At 57.3% G+C, this 12,905-nt stretch carries 11 protein-coding genes; 3 read left to right on the top strand and 8 right to left on the bottom strand.

What is annotated here, in order from left to right:
* Positions 1–14 precede the first annotated feature (14 nt).
* The 3 genes from GGD66_RS20955 to GGD66_RS20945 all read left to right on the top strand — a co-directional run bounded on the left by GGD66_RS20955 (position 15) and on the right by GGD66_RS20945 (position 4,112).
* On the top strand, positions 15–1,067 hold the full coding sequence (locus GGD66_RS20955; protein ID WP_143109138.1) for a glycosyltransferase family 2 protein: 1,053 nt from the start codon (positions 15–17) through the stop codon (positions 1,065–1,067).
* Between the two features lie 572 nt (positions 1,068–1,639).
* Entirely contained in the window at positions 1,640–2,758 is a 1,119-nt protein-coding gene (locus GGD66_RS20950; protein WP_018316142.1) for a glycosyltransferase family 4 protein, read from the top strand.
* Positions 2,759–2,792: 34 nt separating this feature from the next.
* Positions 2,793–4,112 carry an O-antigen ligase gene (locus GGD66_RS20945; protein ID WP_183258863.1) on the top strand — a complete coding sequence of 440 codons (1,320 nt, stop codon included), beginning with the start codon at positions 2,793–2,795 and terminating at the stop codon, positions 4,110–4,112.
* Positions 4,113–4,220: 108 nt separating this feature from the next.
* On the opposite strand, the gene GGD66_RS20940 is transcribed toward GGD66_RS20945, so the two are convergent.
* The 8 genes from GGD66_RS20940 to GGD66_RS20905 form a co-directional block, all read right to left on the bottom strand.
* A complete protein-coding gene (locus GGD66_RS20940; RefSeq protein ID WP_183258862.1) occupies positions 4,221–5,207 on the bottom strand; it encodes a glycosyltransferase family 2 protein in 987 nt (328 codons plus the stop codon).
* Entirely contained in the window at positions 5,204–5,935 is a 732-nt protein-coding gene (locus GGD66_RS20935) for a bifunctional 2-polyprenyl-6-hydroxyphenol methylase/3-demethylubiquinol 3-O-methyltransferase UbiG (RefSeq protein ID WP_183258861.1), read from the bottom strand. Before GGD66_RS20935 ends, GGD66_RS20940 begins: the two co-directional genes overlap by 4 nt.
* Positions 5,932–7,377 (bottom strand): bifunctional 2-polyprenyl-6-hydroxyphenol methylase/3-demethylubiquinol 3-O-methyltransferase UbiG, encoded by a 1,446-nt coding sequence (locus tag GGD66_RS20930; RefSeq protein WP_183258860.1) that lies wholly within the window; start codon positions 7,375–7,377, stop codon positions 5,932–5,934. The genes GGD66_RS20935 and GGD66_RS20930 overlap by 4 nt, the downstream gene beginning before the upstream one ends.
* A gap of 16 nt (positions 7,378–7,393) precedes the next feature.
* A complete protein-coding gene (locus GGD66_RS20925; RefSeq protein WP_183258859.1) occupies positions 7,394–8,533 on the bottom strand; it encodes a DegT/DnrJ/EryC1/StrS aminotransferase family protein in 1,140 nt (379 codons plus the stop codon).
* Complete coding sequence (locus GGD66_RS20920) at positions 8,530–9,555, bottom strand: NAD-dependent epimerase/dehydratase family protein (protein ID WP_049814763.1); 1,026 nt, start codon at positions 9,553–9,555, stop codon at positions 8,530–8,532. Before GGD66_RS20920 ends, GGD66_RS20925 begins: the two co-directional genes overlap by 4 nt.
* A complete protein-coding gene (locus tag GGD66_RS20915; RefSeq protein ID WP_183258858.1) occupies positions 9,528–10,706 on the bottom strand; it encodes a DegT/DnrJ/EryC1/StrS aminotransferase family protein in 1,179 nt (392 codons plus the stop codon). Before GGD66_RS20915 ends, GGD66_RS20920 begins: the two co-directional genes overlap by 28 nt.
* A 122-nt stretch (positions 10,707–10,828) precedes the next feature.
* Positions 10,829–11,323, bottom strand: coding sequence for an acyltransferase (locus tag GGD66_RS20910; RefSeq protein ID WP_183258857.1), 495 nt, complete (start codon positions 11,321–11,323; stop codon positions 10,829–10,831).
* 103 nt (positions 11,324–11,426) lie between these two features.
* The gene (locus tag GGD66_RS20905) at positions 11,427–12,902 is read right to left on the bottom strand and encodes an oligosaccharide flippase family protein (protein ID WP_049814762.1); all 1,476 of its coding nucleotides are present in this window, start codon (positions 12,900–12,902) and stop codon (positions 11,427–11,429) included.
* Positions 12,903–12,905 lie beyond the last annotated feature (3 nt).

Below are 12,905 nucleotides of genomic sequence, written 5' to 3'. Positions count from 1 at the left end.
CGAGCGAGGGAGCGATGTCAAATACCGGGCCAGAAGAAGCCACAAAGCTAGCGGTCCTCATCGTATCGTACGGAAACCCCGACGATGTGGATCGTTGCTTGAAGTCACTTGCCCAGTCCGACCTCGAGAATTTTGATGTTTTCATCTGCGAGAATGCCGGCCGGGAAGCTTATGCCTCCTTGATGGAGGTCATTGCACACGAACACGGCACATTGCAGCAAATGAAAGATTGCTCGAATGAGCTGGATCGACCGGGAGGGCGACTGGCCCGCGTGGCGAAATGTCGATTTCGATCCCGCTCCAATTTGGTCAGGATAGCGCTCGCAATTGATAATCTCGGCTACGGCGGCGGAGTTAATGCCTGGCTCGAGAGATTGCTCGGTCAACCCGGGTGGCACGCCGTGCTCGTTCTCAATCCGGATACCGAGGTTGTTGAGACGTGCCTATCACAGTTGGTGGCCAAAGCCGCCGAAGGATACGGCATGGTTGGCGGCGTTCTGGTGTTCGACGATTCCCCGAACAAGGTCGCCAATTATGGGCTTCGATGGTCCGCTCTCACGGGACGTGTGACAGCTCTTGGCCGAAACTCGCCTGCGGGACGTCGCCTCACACCGGAAATGGTTGAAAAGATCGATGCGATTAGCGGCGCTTGTGTGCTCGTGACAAGAGACTTCATCGCTGATGTAGGATTAATGATGGACGATTACTTCCTCTATATGGAAGACCTTGACTGGGGCCGGCGACGAGCCAACCACCGTATCGGAGTTGCTGAAGGGGCGCTGATACGCCATGTGGGAGGCACGACCATCGGATCGGCCGTAGACCCAAGAGATCAGTCCCATTTGTCGGTCTACCTGTCCGCCCGGAACGGTATCCTCTATTCCCGGCGTCGAGCCGGGTGGCGCTGGGTCTTTCACTCCGCGATTTGGATGCTGTACGCGCTGAGATACCTTCTGCTTGGTGCTCCAGCGGCTGCCATGCTTACGATCACGGGCTTGTGGCATGGAATGAACGGCAGAACGGGCCGGCCCGAAATTTCCTTCGATAGACGACACGGTTATCGCTAAAGGTGCCTGAACTGAACGTTCAATAGGCCCCGGCCGTTTGTGACAGAGCCAGGTTCTGGGCAAGCCATCTCCGCATCCGCCGAGGAGCGTTCGCATGTCGAATGCCCACGCAAGCCGCAGCAGCCCGCGACCTCTGTAACGATAGGTTTTGTTGCTCGCGCTTATTCATTAATCAGCGGCACACCCAAAAGTCCGTTTTATTAAATATTGAATATATGCTATAAATCGACAAGCACCATTTTAAATGATGACTCAGGATTTTCCCGGCCGAGGAGCCAATTGTGAGCCAATTTTCGGTATCCCGCTTTTCCCCGGTGGTCACGACCGCCCTCTGGGCACAGCGCCGCTCCTGGCTCATCCCGCGCATCCTAAGGCAAATGGGACTTGCGATGCTCTCGCGTCTTCAGGGTGGTCCTGCACCTCTCGAAGGTTGGAATTCGCCGCTGATCGTCCGCGAGAGCGGTGCCCGTCCCGCAATTGACTTGAACCAGGCCGCCGCGTGCCTCCCCTCACGTCTTGAAAGGCCAGACCGACTTCATCGACGACTATCATGCTTGATTTCGACGAGCGTCTTGGACGCCGGCGGAATCGATGAGTTCGTGGCATTTCTTGCTCGGCGGCTGCCCGACAGAGGCATCAGATCCACGGTCATGGTAACAGACCCGGCTGTATCCGGCGGGCGTCTCATGCGTGCGCTGCAAGAAGAAGGGATTGAGGTCATCCATGGATACCCATCTGAATGCCTTGGCTGGCTCAGGGAACAACGGCCGGACGTCATCAGCGCTCATGCACCTCCAGACTGGCTGGTCCAGGCGGCTCACGAGCTGGGAATACCGGTAGTAGAAACGCTGCACGCCGCTCCGACCCCAATTGGAACCGATTGGCGAGCAGAGGGGCCGAGAAGTCGCAATATTCGTTTTCTGATCGCCGTAAGCGACCTGGTACGACGGCAATATTTGCGCGGCAACCCGGCATTCAGCGCCGATGCGATTTACACGATACCCAACGGTTTCAATTCTACCCACCGGCAGATGACTGACCGGACCGCGGCAAGGAAGTGGCTGGGTCTTCAAGATGAGTTTCTGTTCGTATCGTTGGCCCGTCACGTCATGCAGAAGAACGCATACGGCCTGCTGGTCGCCTTTGCAGAGGTCGCAAAATTGTTCCCGCACGCACATCTTGTCCTGGCGGGTAGGGCGGATGATCCCGTCTATATGAAGCAGCTGCAACTCCTTCACAAGAAGATCCCCGAGCGCCATAGAATCCATCTTCGCGACAATATTTCCAACCCGTCCCCATTGCTCTCAGCGGCCGATTGCTTCGTTCTCAACTCCTTCTTTGAGGGATGGCCCCTCGCCCCAATGGAGGCTCTTTGTGCAGGCCTACCCGTTGTGATGAGCGATGTCGGGGGAGCCCGCGAACAAATTGGTCTGGACGGCAGACATGGCTGCCTCGTGCCCAACCCCCTAGAAAATCCCGAGGCCGTAACATGGGATAGTGTTGCGCGTGAGAGATTTCGGCCTCAGCGCAACAGAGCCGCCCTTGTCTCAGCGATGAATTCTATCATCGCAAATCGAGAGTATTGGGCGACTTCTCGCGCGACCCTCTCAAGTGAGGCGAAGGTCCGCTTCGACACAGAAGCGTGTATTCAGCGATACGCGCAAGTTCTCGAACGAGCCGTTGTATCCTGATTGCAGCTTATCCAGAACATTGGACGCGAGAGCAATGAAGTCACCGCTATCCCATTCGACACTTGCGAGTTGCGAACAACTGCGGCCGGAGCCCCGAAATGTAGGCGCCTTCGCGTGCTACGTTGTCCTCCTAGCAATCCTGTTTCCAGGAGGACTCGTCGCCGTCGACGTGTCTGGCGCCAAACTCACGGTCGGCAGGATTGCCATCCTGATACTGCTCATACCAGCCCTCGTCCGACTTACTAAGGCTGATCGCCACCTTATAGCAAGTGACTATCTCGCGGCCATAACCGGCATCTGGATGATCGGGGCGGCGGCTTATGTCGGAGGAGACGGCAGCCTATCATCCGCGTCGGCAGTGTGCCTGGAGTACGTCGGAGGGTACTTTGTGGCTCGAGGGCTGCTCTTCGGAGCCGCCGTTTCCACTTTCATTCGGGTGCTGAAGACATTCGTGATCATCGTCGTGTTCCTGGCACTCGCAGACAGCGTCACCGGAAGACTCGTGGTGCACACGACTCTGGCCGGCATTTTCCAGAGCGCCCCCCTGCTGCAGGCTGATTTTCGCGCGGACTTGCTGAGGACCGCATCGACATTTGACCACCCCATCCTGTTCGGCACGTTTTGCACTCTATCCGGCGCAATGTTGATGTCTTACGAACAGACCTTTGCAAAGCGAACATGGTGGGTGGGCGTGTGCCTTCTCGGATGCATACTATCAATGTCCTCTGCACCTTTGCTGTCGTTCATCATTGCCATAGTGGCCTTTGCATACGAATGCCTTATGAAGAATTATTCATCTCGTTGGAGCGTGTTCTGGCTTGCCGTTGCGGGAGGCATACTGGCTATCTTCATCATTGCCAATCATCCGATCGGCTGGATCATCACCCATCTGACACTCGATCCAGTGTCAGGATACTTCAGGTTGATGATCTGGGATCTGGCCCTACTGAAAATTGGCCAGGAGCCATGGACCGGATTCGCTTTTAACCCATTGAACAACGAAATATTGGACTACACCGTCGATTGCGTCTGGCTGCAGCTGGCGATACGCTTCGGCATTCCCATGATTGTGCTAGTGGCCCTCACCAATATTGCAGCTATTCTGCCGGCCAGGCGAAACGCCAGCAAGGTCACTAACGACCCGCCACATTGGGGATTTACGACAGCGCTTGTACTGACGATGCTCACCGGCCTGACAGTTCATTACTGGCACTTTCTTTGGATATTCTGGGCTCTTTGTCTAGGGCTTCGCGCGTCTCTTCGCGAGGCATCTATGACCGAATACCGAATGCCCGCCGACGAGCCGATGCCGTTGATGGCCGCTGACATTTCCCTAGTTCACGCGCGACGATAAGCGTGCCTGAATTGGGGCGCGACCATGCTCACAAGATTCCGTCAAATGGGAGAAAACTGCGCCCCGGGGCGCGTCCGCGCAGCACAAGGGCCAGGCAGGCTTTACCAACTATCGCGCGAGCATCTGTCGTACTCGATCGGCGGCCGGCTGTAGAAGCTGCCACGCACGACGGCCCAAACGCCGTTTGCAAGCCAGAGCCAACCAAGGCGGCGTTCCTTCGACCTTTGGGTCGATTTTCAATGCAGCCTCACAAAGCCGATCGGAAAGTCCCATTGCTCCTTCGTTGAAGGCACGGCTCGCACTTCTGACCGCGTCCAGCGCCAGTTCGTTGACGAACCAGGTCCGAAGATCGTCGACGTTTGCAAGCACCGGAGCGCAACTGCTAAGGAAGACTTCAAATGCCTCCTTTCGTTGCGCGAGATCCTGCTCCGGCGAGTACGTCGTTGACATATTGGCCGTATGCCGTCGATAAACAGCCTGAGCCCGGTCAATGAATCCGACCTCGGCGTGCGCGGCAAATCGCAACCACATGCCCATGTCCCCACTGTGCGTCAGTTGCGCTGAATATCCGCCCAGCTTTTTTTGTAAGCTCGTCCGAACCATTACAGTAGGCGCAATCACGATGTTCTTGGCCCGGCTGAGATGGATGAACTCAGTTCCAGATAATATCCGTGTTCCCTGCCCCAAACCTGCGGGAGCAGCTACGACTTCCCTTCGATCATCCTCTTGTACAATCGCTCGACCGAACACGAGACCGACAGAAGGGTGATCATCCATCATGCGGGCTGACCTCGCAAGGGAACCAGGCAACAGATAGTCATCCGCAGAAAGCAACACCAGGTAGTCGGCCGCCGCCCAGGCGATCCCTTCGTTGAACGTTGCGATGTGACCCCGATTAGATGCGTGTTTGAGAACGGTGACCCGTGAGTCCGCGCGAGCCAACTCCTGCGCAACTTCGGCCGTGTCGTCCGGCGACGCGTCGTCGATAATCAGCACGCGCAACGTCACACCGGATTGGGTCAGGACGGTTTGGACACAATCCCTTAGAAAATGCCCATATCGATAACAAGGGATGACTACATCTGTCGAGCTCACCGGCGTCCCTCCGTTACGCGCACGCTGCCCGCCCGCCTCCAATCGATTTTCGATTGTGCCGGAGCATCGCCGCGTCGTTGTCCGGCCATGATATATTGCTTGACGAGGTGGTGACGAAGGACCCCGAGCGAGAGACAGTCGATCAGCCTCGATTTTGGTCCTTCGATGCCGGCAACCAAACCATCTGTGACAATCAAATCAGCATCATTCAGAAGTTCGACGGCCGTTCCTTCGACAAAGAACCTTAAATGCGTCCGGTCAAGAATCCCGGAATCCCGATATGTAAATTTTCGCCGGAAGAGCAGCGGCAACGCTACACTCAAATGCGCAACGTTCGGCACCGAAACGATAATGCGGCCGCCTTCCGTTAGAAGCCCGCTGATCGATCGAAGCGTCCTCCCGGGATCCGGCAGGTGCTCCAGGACATCAAGCAGTAAGACGAGGTCGAACTGGCCGAGGTCGGAAGCACAATCATCGATATTGCCGATGACGACTGTATCCGCGTTTTCCTCCAACTCTTCCTTCAGCTCGCCGTTGACCTCGACCCCCACAGTCTTGACGTTTGGGTAGATTGATCTCAGCCAACGCAGCGTGTAGCCGCCGCCCGGCCCTACCTCCAAGATCCTCGATGCTCCATTTGGCAAGAGCGACCTAATTTCCTCGCGTGAATGCCTGTAATATTCGGTACGATCCGAGTTACAGGCGCGAGCGTCTTTTCTTTCTGTCATAGCGGCCCGCTCGCGTTTCCTACGCCTCTCTTCGAACCCCTGCGTTCATTCGGATCAGGCACTCTCTTTGCCAGCGCGACGACCTCCGAGGCAAAAAGGGCGGACAAACGATTTTGTTTGGATCCGTTGGCTCGAGGTGAATCGACTTTCGATGTCCTCTCCATCGAGAGCCCCGATTCGACACACCAACGTCGAATTACTGAGCTCGATGTGTTGTGAATTCTCGTCGTTTCGAAGCTAAGCCGACTATGGCGCGGTCCGCCTTTGCGCTGCCACCGATAACGGACATATGGCCTGTTCGGTGCCGTAATGAGGACTACTCCTCCGGGCAAGAGAGCATCGACAAACAGTCTCAGTAAATGCTCCGGACGATGTACGAACTGCAAAACGTTGAGAAACAAGATGCAGTCAAATCTCATTGAGGAAATCTTTGCACGAGCGGTATCGAGATCTCCCGACACCACCTGGAGCCCTCGCGCGGCTGATTTGTTGCTTATGACATCATCAAGTGGTACCGCTACCACCTGTTTCCCGGTCTCGAGCAGCCAGAGTTCATTAGCGCCGGACGCTGACCCGATCGACAGGATGCGTTCGGCGCTCTTGGGGATCAGGCTCAAGACCTCGCTTCTGATCGGTTCATAGCAATCCTTCGAATACATCTTGTGCCACAAGCTGGTCTCGGTATTCAGCAGGGGACGACGTCTTTTCTCCTGAGAGGCGATCAGCAACAACGCCGATATTTGAGAGCCTAGTTCGCGTTGGTCGACACCAAAATGGCCGATATACTTGTTCGGCAAATGATGCACCCAGAATTGCTCTATGTGCGATATGGGAATAAGTTTCCTGAAACCGCATTGGGTATACGGGTCGGTGGCAGCGCTGCAAAGAAGATCGTATTCTCCCTCGTGCGGTGCGACCAGGAAGCCGCCTGAAGCAATCGCTTTCGTCAGCTGTTGCCGGGTTAGTATGTAGCAGGCTGAGTGTTCGTTCGTGAAATGGGCGAGAGTATAGCCCCCCCTTACTCTGACCGATTCACAATCCCAGCGGAAATGACCATGCACCTCCGGAAAGTTGCGCTCCCCATCCGGACCATATTCAACCCGCAAGAATCCGACGATCTCGTCTTCCTTCAGGGCAGAGCCAACGTCCAGAAAGGCACTGATATTCTCTTCGGTTATTAGAATGTCATCTTCCGAGTAGATGAACAGATCGTACAGATTGAGCCGGTCCAGAAACAGCTTCTTATGCAAAAACGGAAGAGACCAGGGGTCTTTGGTTGGGAGCCCAACTAGACACTCGACAGCGGGCGGAACGGCCTTTTCGATATTTGAGAGAACTACCACGTCGACATCGAACTGCATGGATCGGTATTCATTGATCACCCGATCCAGGTACAGGTCATTTGCATGGCCGTAGCTGGCTATTGCGACCAGGATTCTCATAGATACGCCGCACTCATCATTGGGCTATCTCGGCCTTCAGCGCCTCAACAACACTCAACAGGTCCACGTCCGTCATCTGAGCGTAAAGGGGCAGCAGGATCGACCTGTCCTGCGCAAGTTCGGATTGACGAAGATCGTGCCGTTGCTTCGACTCGGCGTAAGGCGGCTCACGGTGCGAGCACATGATCCCGCGGCGGCTCGCGATTCCCTTGTCGAGGAGGTTTTGCATGACGGTGCGTTGGTCGAGGCGATCGGGGAGACGCACGCAATAGCTCTGCCAGTTCGATCTCGCCCAAATCGGTTCCGTAGGCAGTCGCAACCCTTCCAAATTGCCGAGTAGCTCGGCATATTTGGCGGCCACCGCGCGGCGCCGCGTCACCAGTTCTGCCAGCCGCTCGAGCTGTTTGCGACCGATCGCAGCCTGCATATCCGTCATTCGATAATTGTAGCCGACGAGGACGTACTCCTCGAAGATGACACGCTGTGATCCGTGACGCACGATATCCGGAACGCTCATACCATGCTGGCGCAGCAGCCTGAACTTGCGATCAAGCTCGGCGTCCGCGGTGGTGAGCATTCCACCCTCACCTGTCGTGATCACCTTCCGCGGATGAAAGGAAAAGCAGGCAATGTGTCCATGCGGCCTGCCGATCGCTTCCCATTGCCCGTTCACCCGGATCTGCGATCCGGCGGCACAGGCTGCATCCTCGATTACCGTGATCCCGTGGCGCCCCGCCACCGCCATGAGCGCGGCCATATCACAGGGCATACCCATCTGATGAACCGCGATGATCGCACGCGTGCGCTCGGTGATGGCGTCAGCCAGCCGGTCGCAATCCAAGTTGTATGTCTCCGGATCAATATCGATGAAAACCGGAGTGGCGCCCTGGCTGCGGATGACGTTGGCGGTCGCGATGAAGGAATGGCTGACCGTGATCACCTCGTCGCCGGTGCCGATGTCCAACGCCGCCAAAGCGAGCTGCAGGGCGGCCGTGCAATTCGCGACAGCGCAGGCGTGTGGAGCGCCGACAAGTGCAGCGAACTCGCGCTCGAACGCGGCCACCTGCGGACCTTGCGACACCCAGCCTGACAGCACGGCCACGCGCGCAGCATCAGCCTCTTCGTCCGCAAGCAACGGCGTCGCGATCGGGATCATGATGCCGCGGCCTGCCGCCGGCGGTCCGAAGCGAGATCGCGTTCCGATCGCCACCATTTCACGAGATCTGCGAGCCCCTGCTCAAGCGAAACCGTGGTGCGGAAACCCAACAAACGCTCTGCCTTGCCCGTCGATGCCAGTCGGCGCGGCACCGGATTGACCGAACGCTCCGGCGCGAATTCAGGCGTCAGGCCACGGCGTCCCATCACGGACGCAAGCGCCGTAGCCAGCTCCGTCAGGCTGGTTTCGGTGCCGCTTCCGACGTTAAAGACCTCATCGGTGATCTTTGACCTGGCCGCGAGGATGTTGGCGCGCGCGATGTCGCGGACGTGAACGAAATCCATGGTCTGATGGCCGTCACCAAAGATGACGGGAGGCAATCCGGCCTCCAGCCGCTCCATCCAGCGGATCAAGACCTCGGTGTACCGTCCGTGGATGTCCATCCGGCTGCCGTAGACGTTGAAATACCGGAATGCCACATAGTCGAGGCCGCATACATCGTTGAAGGCCCGCAGAAGGCCTTCGTTAAACGCCTTGGCGGCTCCATAGAGAGTTCGGTTGTTGTACGGATTCTGCCGCTCTGTTGTCGGAAATTCCTCGGCCATGCCATATACCGATGCCGAAGACGCCGCGATGATCTTCTCAATATCGTGCTTGATGCACAGCTCCAGCAGGTCGTAGGTGGCGTCCACCATAACCTCCTTGGCGAGGCGTGGTTCGGCCGCACAATGAGTGATGCGAAGTGCGGCCTGGTGGAAGACGATATCGGCCGCCTTGACCAATGCTTCCATCAGCTTGCGATCGCGTATGTCGCCGTGAACCAGTCTCACCGGTCCGCGCCCGAGCGCGCGCCGGAGATTTTCCGGCCGGCCTCTGACCATGTTGTCGAGAGCAACAATTTCAATGCAGCCCTCGTCGCAGAGCAGATCAACGATGTGGGACCCGATGAAGCCTGCGCCGCCGGTGACCAGAACGCGCTTTCCCTTGAGATCAATCAAGACGCTCTCCTGTTGTGGGACCATGTCATGACGCTTTGTGGATGCTCCGCTCGGGCGCCGGCCGCTTCACTGGGCCGCAACATCGCTGCGCTCCTCAATGTTGCGACAACCTCGGCTGCCTGTTCCGGCAGCAGCTCCGGATAAATGGGAAGAGAGAGGAAGTCGTTCGCCAGCATCTCGGTGACGGGGAGATCACCGGGACGGTAGCCGAGTTCTGCGTAGGCTCTTTGCAGATGCACCGGAACGGGATAGTGAATCCCGGCGCCTATTCCGGCATCGCGCAACAGCGACAGTGCGTGATCGCGCTCCTCCAACCTGACCGCATAGACGTGATACACGTGACGGGCGTGCCCTGGCGGCTGGGGACGCGCGAATGGGAGCTCAGACAGCAGTGCATTGTATTGCTCAGCCGCCGACCGGCGCGCTTCCGTCCAGCTCTCAATGTAGTCCAGCTTGACGTTCAATATCGCACTCTGAATCTCGTCCATACGATAATTATATCCGGGGATGGCGTGGTCGTACTTCGCCTCCTGCCCCCAATCTCGCAGCAGTGACACGCGGTGCGCGAATTCAGGCCTATGAGTTACGACGGCTCCGCCCTCGCCGAACGCCCCCAAATTCTTGCCAGGGTAAAAGCTGAAGCATCCCAGATCGCCAATCGAACCTGCTCGACGTCCCCGGTATTCGGCGCCATGCGCCTGCGCGGCGTCCTCGATGACGACCAGGCCGTGACGACGCGCGATGGCCATGATCGGATCCATGTCGGCCATCAACCCGTGGAGGTGAACCGGAAGGATCGCCTTGGTTCGTGGTGTTATCGCAGCTTCAATCAAGCCGGGATCCATCGTCCACGTTACAGGGTCAACGTCGACAAACACCGGCTTGGCACCGCTGTAGATAATGGCCGCGGTGGTCGCGACGAACGTCATGGATACGGTGATGACCTCGTCACCGGGTCCGACACCCGCCGTAAGCAAGGCAAGGTGAAGCGCCGAAGTGCCGGTGTTCACCGCGCGGCAATGGGCAGTCCGGCAATAACCCGCAAAGCGCCCCTCGAAGGCGGTCACCTCCGGCCCGAGCACAAAGTGCCCGCTCCCGATGACTCTCGCAACCGCGGCGTCGATTTCCGGCTTGATCTGGCTATATTGGGCTTTCAGATCCAGGAAGGGTATCAAGATTCAAGACCTTGGTTGGACCAAACATTATAATAAAATATTAACTCTCATAATCATATTAAATCAAGCATTAAATTGCGACGCATATATATCGCGCTTAAAAATGGTTTATGGAGCAGTTCTTACGAGCGACGATCGCTCAGGAGCGTATTTTCAGCTGCGGACAGGACCCGAGCGGGCACTCCCGCGACGATAGCGCCGGGCGGAACATCCTTAGTGACCACCGCACCGGCACCTACGGAGGCGCCCTCTCCGATCGTCACACCGCACAGGATGGTGGCATTCGAGCCGATCGAAGCCCCCCGACCGACCCGCGTGCGCTGCAGCGTCCAATCCGAAGCTTGCTGAAGACGACCGTCCGCGGTTGTTGCCTTAGGATATTTGTCGTTCGTGAACATCACTCCATGACCGACGAACACCTCATCCTCGATCGTAACGCCCTCGCAAATGAAGCTGTGCGACGATATCTTGCAACGCGCACCTATCTCTGCCCCCGCCTGGATCTCGACGAAGGTACCGATCCTGCTCTCGTCACCGACGACGCAACCATACAGGTTGACCAGATCCGGATGCACGATGCGCACGTCGCGGCCAAGCGCGGTGTCCTTTATTGGCATGTCAGCTCTCTCTCTCTCTCGCTCTCTCTCTCTCTCTCTCTCTCTCTCTCTCTCTCTCTCTCTCTCTCTCTCTCTCTCTCTCTCTCTCCAATCACGCCAGCCTTTACAGGACCGGGCGTGAGGGCAGCAGCCTGGGCGCCATCTCGGCAAGACCCGCTGCAGCATGACGAAGGTGCCCCAGCAGAGGATGCCCCGTCAGGATCAGTGCGCACCACCAGCAGAACGTGGCGACCACCAATGCTGTTATCAGGCCTGCGACGAAATTAAGAGCTCCTGCCTCGATCAACACCGCACAGACGGCTACGCCCGAAGCGGTCCCCATCGTGACGGCACCGCTCTTCAGCAGGGCCCGGCCAAACTCGCTTGGCCGCAGCGCCAGATGCGGACTGAGGTAGTAAATCGCCACCGCTGCCTGGAATGGCAATGTCAGCAACGCGCATGCTGCAACTACTTCCACGCCAAAAAAGGACGCAGATAGGAGGGCAAGCAGTGAGGGTGGCAACGAGATGAAGGACGAGACAAGCGCGTCGCGCACGCGTCCAACTGCCAGGAACACAGGATAGGTCAGACACGCAGCGAACAGCGCCAGATTTGCAATGCAAAGAATGCGCACCAATGGCACGACTTCGAGCCAGGCTCCACCAAGCCAGATCAGGACGATCGGCTTTGCCATAATCGCCACGGACGTGAGAAATGGCCACTGCACGGCGGAAAGCAGTTGGACCGCATCCAGATACACGCCTTTTAGATCTGCCCCAGCTGCACGTTTGGTCACAATGGCCGGCATGATAATCGGGTTCACGACTTGCGTGACAAGCCTGTCGAATACCTGGGTCAGGTTGATTGCCCTGCTATAGAGACCCACAGCCGTGAGATCGAGGATCTTCGCCAGAAAGAGCTGAGGCGCGAGGTTGTAGAAGACATTGATGACGCTGACGCCGCTGGAATAGAGACCGAATTCGATGACGTCTCGGTACTCGGACAGCGAAGGGCGTAACACGCTGAAATCGCGATGCCAGCTCAGCAGCATGCCCGCGAGAACGATGCTCCCAGCCACACCACCCCAGATTGGAGCCATGTAGCTGAAGTTCAGTACTGCCAGTCCGATCGAAACCAGCGCAACCGCCACGTTGCTCGCAAAATTGCAGATCGCAAGGGTGCCGAACTGCATGTCACGGCGGAACAAGGCGATCAACGTTCCGGAGACCGGTATAACGAGAAGATTCAGCGCAGAAACCTCAATACCCCGCCTTAGACTGTCTTGCGCAAAGAGCCGCGATACAACGTCAGCCGTGACTAAAAGAATCAGCGCAATTGCCAGTGAGATCCCCCAGGTGATGGTGAACGCCGTTCTAATAGTCCCGCGCGACAGCTCACGCTTCTGAATCAGGTAATTTGCCCCTCCAAATTCCTGAAAAGCGGCCGCGATCACGGCGGTAAGCGCATTGACAACCGCATAAACCCCAAACTCGCTCGGCGTCAGCAGGCGCGAAAGTACCGCGGTGGAGACGAAAAACAGCACAAGACCCGCATAGCGGTCCACCGCAGAGAACAAGACTGAACGCTGTACTGAATTCATCGC

It is taken from the genome of Bradyrhizobium sp. CIR48 (assembly GCF_014198315.1).
Lineage (GTDB): Bacteria > Pseudomonadota > Alphaproteobacteria > Rhizobiales > Xanthobacteraceae > Bradyrhizobium.
The sequence above is the reverse complement of the archived record's forward strand: the minus strand, read 5'-3'. Positions and strand labels throughout refer to the sequence as shown.